The organism is Myxococcus sp. CA051A (genome assembly GCF_013336705.1).
In the GTDB taxonomy this organism is placed as follows: Bacteria; Myxococcota; Myxococcia; order Myxococcales; family Myxococcaceae; genus Myxococcus; species Myxococcus llanfairpwllgwyngyllgogerychwyrndrobwllllantysiliogogogochensis.
Map to the genome: position 1 here is coordinate 26037 of NZ_JABUMS010000029.1, position 16885 is coordinate 42921.

The window sequence follows — 16885 nt, forward strand, 5'->3', positions numbered from 1 at the left end:
CCCGTGTGGGTGCCTGAGTCCTCCTCGTTGCCGGGCGTGCCGGAGTCCTCTCCGCCGTCGGGCGGGCCCGCGTCGCCACCGCTGTCTGGGATGGACGCATCGGGGGGCCGGGTACCGGCATCCGTGTTGGGAGAGTCATCTCCGCCGCACGCGGACAAGACAAGGAACAGGGTGGCGAGCAATGCGCTCAGCGACCGCGAATGAACACGAGGAATCGGCATAGGGATGAGAGAAGGAAGTGAGGGTTGAGGCGGAACTTGGAGGGTGACTGACTCCAGATGTTGTCGCTCGGCGATGGCCCGCCTGGGCGCAGCATGATGCCCGGAACCGCTGACATCATCGGGTGTTGTCCCCCGCGCTTCGGACGTTCAGGAATGCTTGAGATTTGTACCATGGTGACAGGTGCCACCCCATCGACAGACCATGGGCCGCCCGCCCCCGGGTGTAGCCCCGGACCCACGGAGGGAGATATCCGCTAGGGTCGCAGACCCCCGTGATTGGAGTCCCCATGCGACCCTCCTCCCTGGTCCTGCTCCTGCTGCCCCTGACTGGCGCCGCCGCCGTGAAGAACGTCTCCACCGTGGCGGAGCTGCAAGCCGCACTCGCATCGGCGAAGGCCGGTGACGACATCGTGCTCGCCGATGGCACCTACACCGTGAACGCGAACCTGGACTGCAAGGCGGAGGGCACCGAGGCCCAGCCCATCACCGTGCGCGCCGCGAATCGCCATGCGGCCCTCATCCGCTTCAACGCCGTGGAGGGCTTCAAGGTGTCGGGTCGCTCCTGGGTCTTCGACGGGCTCACCATCGAGGGCATCTGCGCGCGAGACCCAGACTGCGAACACGCCTTCCACGTCACAGGCCACGCGGAGGGCTTCGTGTTGCGCCACAGCCGGGTGCGCGACTTCAACGCGCAGCTCAAGGCCAACGCGACGAAGAACACCGAGGGTGTCTTCGAGATGCCCCACCGAGGGCTCATCGAGCACAACGACATCTACGACACGCGCCCGCGCGCGACGTCGACTCCCGTCACCAAGCTCAACATCGACACGGGCGACGACTGGGTGGTCCGCGACAACGAGCTGCACGACTTCTCCAAGCAGGGCGGCATCTCCTACGGCGCCTTCATGAAGAGCGGTGGCAAGCGCGGCCTCTTCGAGCGCAACCGCGTCGTCTGCGCCAGGGACCTGCCGGCCTCGGACACCCGGATTGGCCTGTCCTTCGGCGGCGGCGGAACGGGGGCAGCGTTCTGTGCGCCAGCCTTCGATGCGAACGTGCCGTGTGACCCCGAGCACTCGGATGGCGTCCTGCGAAACAACATCGTCGCGAACTGCTCGGATGTCGCCGTCTACCTGAACCGGGCAACGCGCACGAAGGTGCTGTTCAACACCTTCATCGGCACGACGGGCGTGGACTTCCGCTTCGCGTCCTCCACCGGCGAGGCCCACGGCAACGTGTTGTCGTCCGTCATCCGGGGCCGCGACACCGGCAGCTTCACGGCGGGCACGAACTTGATGAACGTGGCCACCGCCACCTGGACGTCCTGGTATGCCGCGCCCCTCCAGGGCGACTTGACGCTCAAGGGCTCCGTGTCCCAGCTCGTCGGCGCCGCCGCCCCCAATGCCCTCGTCAGCGAGGACTTCTGCGGGCGTCCTCGGCCCTCCACCGGGGCGTACACGCTGGGCGCGCTGGAGCATTCGCTGGGCAACTGCGAGCCGGGCACAGGTGAGCCCGACGCCGGTTCCGGAACTCCCGACGCGGGCTCGGGCCAGCCGGATTCGGGGAGCGGCACCGCGGACGCGGGGCCTTCGGATGCGGGCTCTTCGGACGCGGGTCCGGGGCCGGACAAGGACGCGCCTGGGGACGACGGTGGATGCAGCGCCAGTCCGGGCCTGTGGCCCCTGCTCCTCGCGCTGCTGGTGCCGCTGAGCCTGCGCCGCCGCTTCCGCCGCGAGTGAACGCGGTGGGCCCCTGGCTTTCCCGTCAGGGGCCCGCGCGACGCGGGGACGTGCTCACCACGCGGTGTGGCGGTAGTCCTTGAAGAAGTTGCCCCACGAGAACTGGCCGGTGTTCTCCGAGAAGATGACCGGGTCCACGATGCGGGCCGCGCCGTCGATGATGTCCAGGGGCGGCTGGAAGTCGAGGTCCACCACCTTGCGCTCCGAGAACAACACCGGGTCCTCGTCGGTGACCCAGCCCGTGTCCACCGCGTTCATGTAGATGCGGTCCTTGGCGTAGTCCGCCGCGGACGTCAGCGTCATCATGTTCAGCGCGGCCTTCGCCATGTTGGTGTGGGGGTGCCGGTCCGTCTTCGTCCCGCGCGAGAAGCTGCCCTCCATCGCCGACACGTTGACGATGTGGCCCGCCGAGGAGCGGTCGCGCATCATCAGCGGCTTGAGCTTGCCGCAGAGGATGAAGGGCGCCACCGCGTTGATCAGGTGGACCTCCAGCATCTCCGCCGTCGGCACGTCCGCCAGCTTCATCCGCCACGAGTTCATGTTGCGCAGGTCCACCTGCTGCTCATCCGCGTCCAGCCGGCCCTGGGGGAAGAGGGCGCGCGTGTCCCCCTCCTGCTCCATCGCGTAGGGCAGGAGCGACAGCGCGGCGGACGAGTGGATGCCCAGCGCCGGGTCGCTGCTGCGCCAGGTCGTCGTGAGCGAGGAGGCGTCCACCGTGCCGCCGGTGCCGAGCATGGGCGTCACGGTCTCGATGCAGGCCCGGTGTCCCGCGAGCAGCGGACGCGCGGCCTCCGGCAGCTGCTCCAGGCGGAGCTGCTCGCCCTCGAGCAGGTGCGCGTAGAAGCCCGGAGGACGGCGGACCGTCTGCGCCGCGTTGTTGATGATGATGTCCAGCCGCTGGTGCGTCTGCTCCACGTACGTGGCGAACAGCTCCACGCTGGGCGCGTGGCGCAAGTCCAACCCGTGGATGTGCAGCCGGTGGGACCAGTCCGCGAAGTCAGGCTCCAGCACGTAGCGCCGCGCCGCGTCCTGGGGGAAGCGCGTGGTGGCGATGACGGTGGCGCCCGAGCGCAGCAGCATCAGCGAGGCCTGGAAGCCAATCTTCACGCGCGCGCCGGTGATGAGCGCGACCTTTCCGTCCAGGGAGGCGCGCTGGGTCCGCTTGGCGTAGTTGAAGTGCGCGCACTCCAGGCACATGGAGTCGTAGAAGAAGTGCAGCTGACGGAACTCCGCCTTGCACACGTAGCACTTGCGCGGCGTCTCCAGCAGCTGCCCCGGGTTCTCCTCGGGCGGGGGCGGCAGCATGGGCATGTTGAAGACGGGCGCCCGGCGCATCAGCCGGATGCGGGTGGACGCCCGGACCTCGCGGTCCTTGGTCTCCTTCTCCTGCCGGCGCTCCCGCCGCAGGGCCTTCTCCAGCCGCGTCTTCGCCCCACGGTCCGGGTGCACCAGGCGGCCAGCGGCGACCAGGAGGGCGAGCTTGTCCTCCTCGGGGAGCCGAGTGAGCAGGATGCGGTCCTCCGCCGCGGCCTCGAGGAGGCGGGTGCATCGACGGACGTCCTCCAACGAGAGCGAGGAGGGCGACGTGAGGTCGGTATCAGCGGGGAGTGCGGGCGACGAGGTCTCTGCGTCCTTCATTCCCGCGGTGAATATCCCGGAGGCGCCCGCGAAGAAAGGCCGGTGGTGGCGGAGGGCTCGGTAGGAGGGGAGGCGGCCGTGCTGTCCGGGGGGGGAGGGCCCCCGCCCTGGGCCGGCCCGCCCGCGACCCAACGTCGGTCAGTGCCAGTTGACCCTGCCGCTGCCATTCACGCGGATGGAGCGCACGGAGGCGTCGCCCCACAGGTCCACGTCGCCCGACGCGTCCAGCGAGACATTCACGGTGCCGCCCTCGACGGTGGCGCTCGCATCGCCGGAGCCCTCGGAGACCAGGTCCAGGTCCACCGCGCGCAGCTCGCGGGCTTCCAGGTCACCACTGCCTTCCATCCGCACGCTCAGCCGCGAACTGGTGCCCTTCAGTTTCACCCGGCCGGAGCCCTCGCTGGCGACATGCACGTCGCTCGCGGCGCCCGTCCAGCTCAGCTCGCCGGAACCGGACAGGGAGAAGTCCGCCCGCTCCACGAGCACCGAGTCCGGCATGCACATCACCACCCGGCCGGAGCCCTCCACCTTCGCCTCCACCGTGCGGGCTCCGCCGCAGTAGCGCAGGCCGCCCGAGCCCGTCGACTCCAACCGCACGTGCTCCTCGGTCTGGCCGATGAAGCCCTCCACCGTCATCGAGCCGGAGCCTTCCAGCGTCGCGCCCACCAGCCGTGGCACCGTGATTTCCACCCGCGCGGTGCCCTTGGGGTGGAGGTTGCCGTCCGTCACGATGAAGAGGGACGCATCCGGGCCCTTGAAGGTGCGCACGTTGTCCTGGAGGTTCGAGTCCAGTGTCACCTTGAGCGTGGCTGTCTCCCCTTCGCGCACCACCACGTCCAGGTTCCCTTCATGGGTCACCGACTGGAACGCCTCCACCTGGCGCTCCTCCGTGACGGTGTCTCCGTTGCCGTGTACGTCGAAGTCACTGCAGCCCGCGAGCCACCACGCCGTGAGTACACCCGCCGCCACGCGCTTCCACATGTCCTGCCTCCAGTGAAGGGGGCGCGCAGTCCAGGCGCGCTGTCCCTGGAACACCGGGGGCTCCGGAAACTGTCACTCGACCCGGACCTGGGGTGAGGGCAGTCGTGCCGAGGCCACCGCCAGGCACAGCGCCGCCACGACGAAGTAGTAGTAGTTGCAGAACGCTTGTTTGTTGAAGGCGAAGAAGGTGGCGTAGGTGAGGGCCGTGGCGGCGGCGAAGCCCGACGGCGACCGGGGCGCACGCCACAGACTCAGGCCCAGCACCAGGGCCACCGCGACGAACGGTATCCAGATGGGCGGAGGCGCATGGCCCCGGGCCACCCACGCGGCCAGGTAGCTCAGCGACTCCGTGCGAAACGGCTGGTGGATGTGCAGCGCCACCACGCTGTGGAAGAACGCCTTCACGTCCGGAAGCGCGAACGGAAGGCTCACGGCCAGCGCGGTGGCTCCCGCGCGCCAGAGCAGGCCCCAGAGCCGCCGGGGCTCGGGAACCAGCAGGAAGGCCAGCGGCACGAGGAACACCGTGTGCTGCTTCACGGCGAGCGTCAGCCCGAAGACGTAGGGGAGGGCCCGAGGAAAGCGGAAGGCACAGAAGACGCTCGCCGACAGCAGCATCACCAGGAACGGCTCCGTCCAGGACTGCTCCAGCACGAAGAAGCCGCGCGGCGTGAGCAAGTAGAGCGCGGCGGCTCCCGCGCCCAGCCGTCCCCCACGCGCATACGCCATCAAGCCCGCCGCCACCGCCGTGGCCACCAGCTGCGCGTAGCGCGGGTCGCCCGCCAGCACGCGGCCGAGCGTGGCGAACACCAGGCTCAAGGGAGGATAGGGAAAGCCGAACAGCAGACGCCCGTCCCTCGCCAGTCCCTCTCCGTACCAGAGCGTATGCCCGTAGATGTTGGGGAACGTCATCGCGAACGGATTGCCGCCGCGCAGCAGCTCGTCCGCGCCCTGGAGCTGGAACACGAAGACGTCGATGTTCGGCGACGGGGCATGCCGGAGAATCCATCCCCCAAGCAGCAGATACACCCCCAGCAGCACGGGCACGCCCACCTGCCGCAGTCGCTCCGGCCCCGCCAGGAGCGCACCCGACACGAGCGCCGCGGTGGCCAGGTGCGCATGGAAGGGCGCAAAGGGCCAGGGGCCGTTGAGCCGCAGCGCGGACGAAGGGTAGTCCGAGAGCAGGGCCTGGAGCTGCCACAGCAGCGCCACTCCCAGGAGCAACGCGAGCACCGGCTCCGCCCACCGCCAGGGACGACGAAAGCCCGGGCCGACCACCGCCAGCAGGCTCAGGCCCAGGCACTTCGTGAGGCCTTGAATCGAGTCCTCGCGGAGCGTGCCATTGGTGAGCTGGAGCGTCAGCGCGAGCACCGAGGCCGCCGCCAGGCAGAAGACGGGGAGCCGCCAGGGGTCAGCGAGAGGGAGCTGGGGGAGCGACGGCGTGGACTCCATTGCGCGCCTTATACCCCACGCGCCTGGAGCCGAATCCCCTTTGCGTTCGCCGCGAGGGCGGGGCGGTCAGCCGCAACGCGGCAGGTGGATGCTGAAGGTCGTTCCGCCCGCCAGGGTGGAGGTCACCTCGATGCGGCCTCCATGCGCCCGGGCAATCTGGTCCACGATGAAGAGGCCCAGGCCGACGCTGCGCCGCTCCACTCCAGCCTCCGTGCCACGTCGCATGGGCTCGAAGAGGGTGGGAATCACGTCCCTGGGAATCGGCGGTCCGGCGTTGTTCACCCGAAGCACCAGCTCCAGGGGGCTGCCCTCGCTCAGCACCTGGATGCGGGCGTTCGGCGGGCTGTACTGCACGGCGTTGGAGAGCAGGTTGTGAATCACCTGGGCGATGCGGTCCGAGTCCAGGGCGCCCTGTCCATCGCCGCGCGTCTCGACCTCTAGCACCCGCTCCGGCATGACGGCCCGCACCTCGTCCACCGCCTGCTGGGTCAGCTCATGTAGGTCCATGACCTGGCGCTTGACGGGCATCACCTGACCCATTCGCGCCTGGGTGAAGTCGAGCAGGTCCAGGATGAGTCGCTGTGCGCGGTCCGCCGAGTCCACGATGCGGCGGATGGCCTTGCGCGCCCGCTCGTCCAGGTCCGTGCGTCGCACCAGCGTGGACGCGGAGAGGAGGATGGCGTTGAGCGGATTGCGGAGGTCATGGCTGACGATGCCAATCAGTTGCTCGCGCAGGACGGCTGCTTCCTTCGCGCTGAAGAGCTGCGCGTCCCTGCGCTCCAACTCGTCCTGGTTCTCGAGCTGATGGCCGATGAGCTCCCCGAGGTGACGGAAGACCTCGAGCTTGTCTTCGGTGAGCAGGGCCGGGTTGGCGTCCAGCGCGCACATGACGCCGAAGAAGGAGCCGTCCCTGCGGTACACGGGCACGGCGATGTAACTCTCCACGCCGTAGAGCTTGGGCGCGGGGTGGTTGGCGAAGCGGGGGTCCTCGCTCGCGTGATTGACGAGCAGTGGTGTCGCCGACACGCGGACCGAGTTGCAGAAGGTCGTCGTGATGGCCAGCGTGTCGCCCGGATTGAGGCCGAAGTTCATCTCGTCCAGCACGGCGCAACACCGCCACTCCTGGGCGGTGACGCGGGCGACGACGGCCAGCCGCAGCCCCGTGGTCTGCAAGAGCACCCGCAGCACCGTCTTCACGGCGTCGATGCGCGCGATGGCCTGGACGTCCGCGGTGAAGCCGACGGGAAGGGCCGCGGAGTCGACCGGCGGCGGGCGGGCTGGTGCGCTTTCAAAGGCGGCCATGGGAGCTGGAACAGTGGCCTGGTCGCTCATCATTTCACCCCTTGATGCCCTTCTGATGGCCTCGGGGCCCCGAGCGCTCGCGTGCGGGCCACGCGGCGCTTGCCGGGGTGCTGGCGCGGCGGAGGGGCTTGCGGGCGAAGTGTGGAGTTCCGTGCCCTGGGGGCGGATTTGGCGCGGGGCGAGGCAACCCCGGAGGCCCGCCCAGGGAGCGAGCGAGTAGAATCCCGCGCTGTCGGCACGGAGCCAGGGGGGGCAGATGGCACGAGTGCGAACACCTCCAGGGGGCGGCCATGCGTGAGTCCCCGTCGACGTCGGAGCTGCTGCGCCAACTGGCCGGGACGACGAGCGAGGGCACTGGTGAAGGTGTCGCGCGGCTGCGTGCGCGGGCGGACCTGGTCGACGCGGCTCGTGAGGCCCTCGCGGGGGGACAGGAGCGGGAGAAGGTCCTGGCGCTGCTCGCGATGCAGGGACTGGATGCGCGCGGAGCGCAAGACCTCCTGCTCTCGGCGATGGGCGATTCCTCCGCGCGCGTCCGGGCGATGGCGGCGCGGGGACTGGCCCTGGCGCCACGACAGGTGGCCTGGAGTCACCTGGTCACCGCGCTGGCGGATGCGGACAGCGCGGTGCAACGACAGGCCATGGAGGCACTGGCGCGACTCGACGTCTCCGAAACGGGAGCGCTGCTGGGCGCGCGCTTCGGTTCCGCGACGGAGTCGGAGCGGCTGAACATGCTCGATGTCGCCAGAGAACAGGAGGCACACACCTGGCTGGCCCTGGCGCGGCAGGGGCTCGTGGACGCGGCGCCCTCCGTCCGGGCCGCTGCGGTCGCGGCGATGGCCACGGTGGAGGACCCTTCCGCGGACCGCGTGCTCGTGGAGGCGCTCCAGGACGTGGATGAGCAGGTGCGCCTGTCGGCCGTCGAGGCCCTCACCCCGCGCGCCTCCCTTCCCACCACGCCGCTGCTGCCGCTGCTCGCGGATGTCTCGCCCACGGTGCGGATGCGGACGGTCCACGCGCTGCTCCGCCGGGGAACCTCGGAGGGCTGCGAGCAGCTGGTGCGCCTGCTGGATGATCCGCTTCCCCCGCTGCGCGAATTGGCCATTCTCGCGCTCGGCCAGCTCGGCTGCGGCGCGGCGACCTCCCGGCTGGTCGACGAAGCCCGCCGCGCCTCCGACGCGGAGGAGCGCGCCGCGCTCGTCACCGCGCTCGGGCGTCTGGGCGGAGGCGAGGTGGAGCCGGTCATCCAGGAGGCGCTCGGGGACACGTCCGCGCCCGTGCGTGAGGCGGCGGTGGTGGCGTGGCCTCGCGTCGTCGGACTGGCGCGGGCGCTCGCCCCGCTGCGGGGACTGTTGCGTGCCGACCCGGACTGGCAGGTGCGTTCCCAGGCCGTGCTCGCGCTCACGGGCGCGGCCCCCGAGGCGGACGAGGACCTGTCCCTGGCCCTCACCCGCGACGTGGACCCGAGGGTCCGCACGGCCGCGGCACGGGTGCTCGCGGACAGGGCGGGAGAGGTCGCGGAGCGGGCCCTGGTGAAGGCGCTCTCGGACCCGGAGCCCGAGGTCCGGTTGAAGGCGGCGCGCTCGCTGGGGCGACGGCTGGCGGTGGAGGCCCATCCCGTGTTGTCCGCGCTGGAGGGCTCGGAGCCGCGCCGCGATGTCCGGGCGGAGGTCCGACTGGCGCTCTCACGTCTGGAGCGGGCGCGCACGGGTGGCGATGAAGAGTCACCTCCGGAGCGCGAGCTATATGACCCGGCGGGGCAGGGGGTGGCCTTCGCCACGTGGCTGAGAGACCCTGACTGGTACCCCGTCTCGGACCGCCTGGTGTTCTACCGGGAAGGGGCGCTGGAGAGCATCGACCTGGATGAGCACGTCCAGGTCCATGACTACTCCGTCGATGTCGGCCACCTGCGCCTGCGACGCGAGGGGGCGCCAGACTTGCTGACCGCGTTCCAGGTGGAGCGCACGACCTGGCCGACTCCGGAGCAAGGCGACCAGCCCTGCTACCGGCTGGAGCTGCATACCGACGTGCTCACCGGCACCGGCCAACCCCGGGTCTTCTATTGCTTCGACGTCCGCTAGAGTCACCGCGTTGCCCGCCCCGTCCTTCGTCTCCGAGGCTTCATGCGCCACGCGACTCTCGTGCTCGTCCTCCTGCTGGCTTCCGCGTGCCGATGCACCGAATCCGTGCGCAGCGAAACCGTGGGCTCCGCGGTCGTCACCCATGTGCGGAGCTGCGAGGCGCTCGACTGGGAGAACAACTCCTGCCGGACGGACTCCGTCATGGCGGTGGGGAAGGTGCGCATCACGGAGGTGAACTCCGTCTCCGCGAGTCCCTCCCAGACACGCGCGCTGGTGAGCCTGCGAAACGGTACGGCCGTCCTCGTCGACACCCGGTCCGGAGAGAGTCTCAGCCGCTTCCCCGTCTTCGCCTCGGCGCAGGAGTGGTGTGGTGACTCGGCGCTGATCGTCACGTATGCCCTGGCGAACTTTGGCGTGACGGAGGGCTACAAGGGCACCACCCTGGAGCTGGTGTGGTTCGAGAGCGACACGGAGGTCCGCCGGGCCGTGGTCCATAAGGGCCTGCGCCCCGTGCCCCGCGTCCTGTGCGGGCCCGCTCACACGCTGGCCTTCGCGTTGGAGGGCGAGAAGCGGGAGGACCCGCCGGAGCTCTACCGCTGGAGCGAGCGCGAGGGACTCCAGCTCGTGGAGACCTGGCCCGGGCCCCTCGATGAGGGGGGACCGCCGGCACTCGTCCTCTCCTGGGCCTCCTCGGGACGGCCCTCCTGGTGCGCGCTCCAGCCGCCGTATTCCCAGAACCGCTGCGTTCCGCCCGCGCGCTGACCCGCACGGTGCGCAGCGGGTCGCCCCCTGGTGGAAAAATGACCCCACCCCCGAAGACTTGAACGCGACCCCGTTCTCCCGCCGCAGGCCATCGGAAACCGGGAGACCACATGAAGACCAGGTCGCTGTTCGCCGCGCTGGGGTGTCTGTCCTTGGGTGCCGTGGGGTGTAGCTCCGAGGGGCCTCCTGCCCAGAGCTGGGAGGTGGGCTCGGGGCTTCGGCTGGATGACGACAGCGTCGTCAGCGTCGCGTACGGCTCGGGCCCTGGCACGGTGGTGGAGGGCAATGACCCCCGGCTCGTCGACGCACGCACGCCCCTTCCAGGCCATGGGAGCTACATCCAGAACGGGACGCAGGCCCAGGACGCGTCGCTGTCCCTGTCGGGCGCGGCCAGCGCGAAGTCCGGCCTGTTCGTCAATGGGGCGGCGGAGGTCCTGACGCCCGTGCCGCTCCTGCGCGTCACGAACACGAGCGCGAGCGCGCCCGTCTGGGACGCGCTTCCCCTCTTCTCCGTGGACTCGTCGGGCGGGTTGCTGGCGCGGGGTGAGCTGGGCCGCGGCCCGGTGCCGATGAGCGGCGCCGGGATGCGGCTGATGTGGTCCCCCGCTCGCGCCGCGTTTCGCGCGGGTTACGCGGAGGACGAATGGAATGAAGCCAACCTGGGGTTCTATTCCTGGGCGGGTGGGACGAAGACCCGGGCGAGCGGCTTGGCCGGCTTCGCCTTCGGTGACCAGTGCCTGTCGAGCGGCACGGGGGCGGTGTGCTTCGGCTCGAAGAACGAGGCGCCTGGCACCGTGAGCTTCGCGAGTGGCGCGAACTCCATCGCGAGTGGCTTCGGCTCCGTGGCCATGGGCTTCACCAACAACGCCACGGGCCAGGGCTCCATCGCGGTGGGATATCGCGTCTCGGCCAACGCGGACTACAGCACGGCCCTGGGGCATCGGGCGTCGTCGGGCGGCTTCTCGGGCTCGTTCATCTGGGGAGACGAGTCGACCACCGCCTTCGTCAGCAACACCGGGGCGAACCAGTTCATGGTGCGCGCGGCGGGCGGCGTCGCTCTGCGGACCAACGCCACGTTGACCACGGGCTGCAACCTGCCGGCGGGCTCCGGCGTGTTCAGCTGCACGTCGGACCGTCACCAGAAGGAGGACTTCCGCCGCGTCGATGGAGAGCAGCTCCTGGCGAAGGTGGCGCGGCTCCCCGTGGAGACCTGGCGCTACAAGGAGGAGGCCTCGGGCGTGCGTCACCTGGGGCCGGTGGCGCAGGACTTCCGGGCGGCCTTCGGACTGGGAGTCGATGACACCAGCATCGGCATGCTCGACATCGACGGCGTCAACATGGCCGCCATCCAGGCCCTGGAGCGACGCACCCACGAACTCCACGTGCGGGACGCCGAGGTCGACGCACTGAAGGCGGAGCTGGCGGAGCTGAAGCGCGGCGTGGCCGAGTTGAAGGCCGCGATGTCTCGCGACCGCTGATGGGGTTGGAGTGGGCCCACCGGCAACCCCCGTGTCACATGTCCGTCGTGTCAGAAGACGACGGTCCAACCGGGGCGACGGACCTGCTCCTTCACGTACGAGACGCCGTCCACCTTCAGCCCCTGGGCATCGAGCAGGTTGATGGAGCCGCCCTGGTTGGTGAGCTCCACGGGCTTCTGGACGCGCAGCACGCGGGTGGCGCCGGGGGCCAGGTCTCCGCTCAAGGTCTGCTGGTGTTTCTTCCGGTCCGCGAGCACCCAGCCGGAGAGGGACACCGGTGCGGGTGACGTGTTGAGGAGGGTGACGGTCTCCTGCTCGGGCGCGTGGGTGTCGTTGACGAGCGCGGCGATGATGCGCACCAGGCCGTCATGCTGTTCGGGCACGGGCGTGGTGAGGGCATGTCCCGTGCGGTCGTCGGTGTGCCAGACCTGGGACTGGAACTTGAGGAAGATGCCCACCCACTGCTCGGGCTCCGCGAAGTGGAGGAGCACACCGCCGTCCTGCCACACGCCATCCTGGCTCGCGAAGGAGGAGTGGTTGCCCTGGTTCATGTGGATGTCGTGGATGCCGCGTCCGGGGCTGAAGCCGAAGTACTTGTCCTTCGCGCTCTCCGGTCCCCACGTCTCGCCGAAGGCGTAGACGGTGGCCTGCTCGTCCGCCATGGCGCGCTGGAAGAAGTGGTCCAGCTTCTCGTTCAAGTCGTTGTCCGGCCCCGGCACGTTGGGCGACAGCGCCTTCATGAGCGAGCGGTCGAAGAAGTTGCCCCGGATGTAGTCGAGCGCGCGTCCGCCACCTCCTCCAGGCAGGGCCGTGAAGCCGAGCGGCAGGGCCTTGAGGGCGTCGGTGGATGGATGCCGGAAGTTCTCGTCGACCAGGTACTCCAGGTCCGACGGCGGCAGCTTGGAGCTGACGTTGATGGCGATGCGGTGGTCCGCGTCCTGGTCGACGAGGCGGACCTGATAGTGGGGACTGGGGCCAGAGCCCAGCCGTCGCGCGATGGCGGAGCCCTTCAGCACTCCGTAGTTCTTGAGCGGCATGCGTGATTCCTCCTCCCGGGGAAGAGGCGTCACGCGCCGGATGTCTCGCGGCCCGTGTCGAGGGCCGCACGGAGCCCGGACCGACACGGGCGCGCCTGGACGCCGGGCTCCTTGCGGCGGGGGCTACGGCAGCACGGCGCGAGGCCCCTTGTGAGGCTTCGCGGGGGCCTCCACCGTGCGCAGCGGCGCCGCGTCGCCGTGGGCATCACGGCGATACACGGTGATGGTGCCCGAGCGGGCGTTGGCCACCCGCAGCTCCTCGCCCGCCGCATCCAGGGAGACACCCGTCGGCTGGTCCAGCTCCGTGGCCTTGCCGTGAAGCAGCCGCAGCGGCTTCACGTTCTCCTTGCCCGCGAGCAGCGCCTCCACCGAGTACACGGCCACCGCGTCCGCCCCGTAGTCCGCGACGAAGAGCTCCTGGTGGGTGACATCGAGCGCCAGGCCCGAGGCGCGGTTGAGCTTGAGCTGCTCCCCCGTCCACCGGGCGAGCGGCGCCGTGTCGCCTTCCGCCGCCATGTCGAACAGGGAGAGGAAGGCTCCCCGGCCCGTCTTGCTCGCCGCCGTCAGCCCCGTCACCTGCGCCTTGCCGGAGCCCGCCACGAAGAGGCGGTGTTGCTTCACGTCCAGCGCCAGTCCCAGCGGGCCAGACAGCCCCGTCTTCCTTCCGGAGAGCACACGCGCGGACTGGAACTCGCCCTTGTCATCGCGGCGGAAGACGGCCACCGAGTCCCCGCCGCCGTTGGCCACGTAGAGCTCGTCGCGGGCCGGGTCCAACACCAGCGCCGTGGGCTGCTCCACGCCCTCGCGCAGCGTTCCCACCGTGCGAGTCGCCTCCTGCTCCGCCAGACTGAAGCGCACCACGGCGCTGGCGCTCGTGTCCGCCACCAGCAGCTCCTGGTGCTTCGCGTCTCTCGCCAGTCCCCAGGGCTGCTCCAGGCCCGACGTGAAGCGGGACTCCGGGGTGGAGGCGGGCAGCACCTGGCTTCCACCCTGGCCCGGGAAGGGGCTGGGCGGAGAGCCGGTGAAGCACTGAATCCAGAACCACAGCTCGAAGTCGCCGCCCTGCCTGCCGTCGCCCCGGTTGGGATAGCCGATGGCGAAGCGCCGCTGGAGCGACTGGGAAATCACCTCGCCATCGAGGACGCGGAAGCCATCGCGCGAGTGGATGAAGCCGCCCTGGACCCGCAGCTTCGCGAGCATCCGGGCGTTGGCGAAGTTGTCGATGTTGTACGAGCGCAGCAGGTCCATCCACCGGTAGGACTCCAGGAGGGGGACCCAGACGATGTCGGTGCCGAAGATGCGCGCCTCGCCCCTCATGTGGAAGGTCTGGTGACCCACGAAGCCCGGAGCGCGGCCCATCTGCTGCGTCCAGTAGGTCACGTCCGGGGTCGTCAACGGATAGACGACATCCAGTGACAGGGTGACGACCGGCGGTGGCAGGGGCAGGGGCGCGCCCGAGGGAGCCAGAAAGGGCGCGAGCTCCTCCGTGCAGATGATGCGAATCCCCTGACGGAAGAGGCCGAAGGGGTCGAACCCGAGCAGCCCATCGTTCTCCAGCACGAACTGGGGATTGGCGGCCAGCTCCACCCGGGCCACGTGGACGGAGGCCTCTTCACCACTTTCCAGGCCGGGGCGTGCGCTGAACACGATGGGCGGAAGCCGGGTCGGCTGCTGAGCGTCCTCGACGAGCACCGCCGTCACCTGCTGGGCTTCCGCCCGGGAGATGACCCAGCGCACCGCCGCGATGCCTTGCGCGTCGGTGCGGATGAGCAACGACGGCCCCTCCAGCGCTCCGTCCAGGGAGCGCAGGCGGGCTCCGTCCTGGGGCTGGACCAGGCGGAAGTGGACGATGGCGTTGGCGACCGGGTTCTCTCCGGTCATCACCGCGACGATGAGAGGCGTGGGCAGCACATCCCCTGAGTGGGCCTGCTGACCGTCTCCACCGAGGTACAGGAACGTGCGCTGTCGGCACAGCGTGTCCAGCGCCTCCTGCACCGTGTCCGCGCTGAACAGCGTCTGGCACCCTCCGGGCTGGTAGGCGACCCGGTCGGCGAGGCTCAGGCGCGCGGTGAAGACCAGGGGAAGGTGGACCTCGCGGAGGTTGCCGCCGCCGTCCGCCACGAGCAGCCGCGCCTCCACCTGTTGCGTGGCGTCGTTCTGGTTCGGCAGCCACTCCACCTGGGCGATGCCGTCCGCGTCGGTGGGGACGATGATGCTCTCCGTCCAGGGGTTGCCCGAGCCCGCGAGGCGCACGCCGTTGTACTCCCCCCGGGCGTCGCCCAGCACCCGGAAGCGCACCGTCTGGTTCGCCGCGCGGCGCTGGTGACGGGCCACGCCCACCCGCAGCGGGCGCGGGAGCACTTCACCGGGCATGGCCTCCTGCCCGTCGCCCCCTTCGTACGTGAGCACCAGCTGCCGGCTCAGCGTGTCGAGCGCCTCCTGGACGGTGTGCGTCTCGTTGAGGATTTCCTGGGCCGTGTCCGGGGCATACGCCACCTTCGAGGCGACGCTGAGGCTGGCGCTGTAGCGCAGCGGCGCGTGGACCTCCTCGTTGCCATGGTCCAGCAGCCGCGCCTCCACCACCTGGCTGTGCCGGGGGTGGTCCACCGTCTGCCACCCGTCGATTTGCGGCGTCCACCAGGCCTCGGCGATGCCGCTGACGTCGGTGTAGACGACGATGGTGGTGCCGGTGTTCGCCGGCCTGCTCACGTCCTCCAGCGTGCCGTTGCCCTCGGACGTGACGACACTGAACTGGACGCGCGCGCCCTCCACGGGAATCCGCCCGTTGAACACTCCGGCGCGCAGCGGACGCGCGAGCCGCGCCGGAGGAGCGGGCGCCCTCGTGGGCATCACCTCCTGGCCATCGCCTCCGGCGTACACCAGCGTCTTGTGCTCGGTGAGCGGGGCGAACAGCTTGCGGCAGTCATGCACCGTCCAGCCGAGGTTCGTGCGCTCCATCACCGCGAGCGCGCAGTAGTGGTGCCGGATGCCGTGTGCGGACTCGAACGTCGGGACGCCCGCGCGCCGCGGCCAGAGCACGGTGCGCGTCACCGTGCGCGCGGGGATGAGCCAGTAGTCGCCCGTGCGGTAGTGGCCCGCGGTGAAGCGCACCTGCACGCCGCTCTCCAGCGGAATCCAGCCGCTGTCAGGGCTGGTCGGGTCGGCGGCCGGAATGACCTCCACCGTTCCCGTGGTGCCCACCGTGTCCCAGCCGCGCACCGTGAGCGCGCCGGAGGGCAGGGTGACAGGCCACGTCGCCGTGTCGATGGTGATGCGATTGCCCGTGACGGCCTCCACCCGGACCAGCTCGCCGGGTTCGCCGCGCAGCACGCGCGACTCGTTGGTCAGCTCCAGCCACTGGTTCGGCTGGAAGCGCCGGTAGCCGTCCTTGCCCGGCTCGGCCACCACGAGGAGGCGGTCGTCGACGTCCACCGACTCGACGCGGGTGTAGAGGATGCCGTTGTCGCGAGACCACTTGAAGGTGGCCCGGCCGCCGCTCGTGTTGGCCCGGTGGACCTCCACCCGATAGAGCTGGTTCTCCAGGCGGCGGTAGCCCGCCTCCGCCGCGACGATGCACGGGTTGTCGCTGACCTGCTCGGGCTCGCCGCGCGCCGCCAGCGTGCCGGTGCTCGTCAGCTCCGCGGGCGTCCACTCGGGGGTGCCGAAGGTGTGGCACGGCACCGCCTCCACCGGCCCGGAGGCCTGGTCGCCCGTCAGCGGATACAGCCGCGCCTGCCACACCGTGCGGGTGCGCGTGGCGGTGTCCGGTCCGCCCAGCGCCACCTCGCGCAGCTCCGAGTCCTCCAGCGCGGTGACGTGGCGCCGCCACACGTCCAGGAACGCCAGGTAGCGCCCGTTCACCTCGGGCAGCGGCTCGCCGGGCAGGTCCGGCTGCGCGCCCAGGGCCTGCTCCTGCTCGTTCTCACAGAGGATGCCGTCTACGTAGTAGTGGCCGCGGCGGACCAGCAACTGCCCCTCTATCAGGACGACGGCGAACCCTGTCTGGTCCGCGGGCGTGCCCGGCTCCTGGGGCGTGCCGCTGGAGCCGATGATGTCCCGCCAGGTCGTCTCGTCCAGATACCGCTGGATGTCGACGTGCTCGTTCCAGTCGGCGTCGAGCTGGACGCGGCCCTGCTGCATCCGCACGCCGGAGTAGTGCTTCGCGGGCCGGAAGGTGTTCCGGCTGAAATCACCCTTCATGGC

General features: G+C 70.2%; 10 protein-coding genes. 4 read left to right on the forward strand and 6 right to left on the reverse strand.

Annotated elements, in window-relative coordinates; all coding sequences use genetic code 11:
• The first annotated feature begins 508 nt into the window (after nt 1-508).
• Complete coding sequence (locus HUA74_RS42450; RefSeq protein ID WP_174459139.1) at nt 509-1957, forward strand: chondroitinase-B domain-containing protein; 1449 nt, start codon at nt 509-511, stop codon at nt 1955-1957.
• Nucleotides 1958-2011: 54 nt separating this feature from the next.
• Here the strand turns inward: HUA74_RS42450 and HUA74_RS42455 are convergent, their stop codons facing one another.
• The 4 genes from HUA74_RS42455 to HUA74_RS42470 all read right to left on the reverse strand — a co-directional run bounded on the left by HUA74_RS42455 (nt 2012) and on the right by HUA74_RS42470 (nt 7327).
• On the reverse strand, nt 2012-3595 hold the full coding sequence (locus tag HUA74_RS42455) for an SDR family NAD(P)-dependent oxidoreductase (RefSeq protein ID WP_174459140.1): 1584 nt from the start codon (nt 3593-3595) through the stop codon (nt 2012-2014).
• A gap of 138 nt (nt 3596-3733) precedes the next feature.
• The gene (locus HUA74_RS42460) at nt 3734-4576 is read right to left on the reverse strand and encodes a GIN domain-containing protein (protein WP_174459141.1); all 843 of its coding nucleotides are present in this window, start codon (nt 4574-4576) and stop codon (nt 3734-3736) included.
• A gap of 72 nt (nt 4577-4648) precedes the next feature.
• Complete coding sequence (locus HUA74_RS42465) at nt 4649-6025, reverse strand: hypothetical protein (RefSeq protein WP_174459142.1); 1377 nt, start codon at nt 6023-6025, stop codon at nt 4649-4651.
• Nucleotides 6026-6091: 66 nt separating this feature from the next.
• Nucleotides 6092-7327: a GAF domain-containing sensor histidine kinase gene (locus tag HUA74_RS42470; protein ID WP_174459143.1), complete on the reverse strand. Its 1236-nt coding sequence runs from the start codon at nt 7325-7327 to the stop codon at nt 6092-6094.
• Between the two features lie 290 nt (nt 7328-7617).
• Between HUA74_RS42470 and HUA74_RS42475 the strand changes: the two genes are divergently transcribed.
• The 3 genes from HUA74_RS42475 (at nt 7618) to HUA74_RS42485 (ending at nt 11645) form a co-directional block, all read left to right on the forward strand.
• A complete protein-coding gene (locus HUA74_RS42475) occupies nt 7618-9405 on the forward strand; it encodes a HEAT repeat domain-containing protein (protein ID WP_174459144.1) in 1788 nt (595 codons plus the stop codon).
• Between the two features lie 42 nt (nt 9406-9447).
• Nucleotides 9448-10167 carry a hypothetical protein gene (locus HUA74_RS42480; protein ID WP_174459145.1) on the forward strand — a complete coding sequence of 240 codons (720 nt, stop codon included), beginning with the start codon at nt 9448-9450 and terminating at the stop codon, nt 10165-10167.
• A 110-nt stretch (nt 10168-10277) separates the two neighbouring features.
• On the forward strand, nt 10278-11645 hold the full coding sequence (locus HUA74_RS42485) for a tail fiber domain-containing protein (protein ID WP_174459146.1): 1368 nt from the start codon (nt 10278-10280) through the stop codon (nt 11643-11645).
• A 50-nt stretch (nt 11646-11695) separates the two neighbouring features.
• Here the strand turns inward: HUA74_RS42485 and HUA74_RS42490 are convergent, their stop codons facing one another.
• Nucleotides 11696-12682, reverse strand: a complete 987-nt coding sequence (locus HUA74_RS42490; protein WP_141646209.1) for a DUF2278 family protein — start codon at nt 12680-12682, stop codon at nt 11696-11698.
• Nucleotides 12683-12805: 123 nt separating this feature from the next.
• A complete protein-coding gene (locus HUA74_RS42495; RefSeq protein WP_174459147.1) occupies nt 12806-16882 on the reverse strand; it encodes a DUF6519 domain-containing protein in 4077 nt (1358 codons plus the stop codon).
• Between the last annotated feature and the right edge of the window lie 3 nt (nt 16883-16885).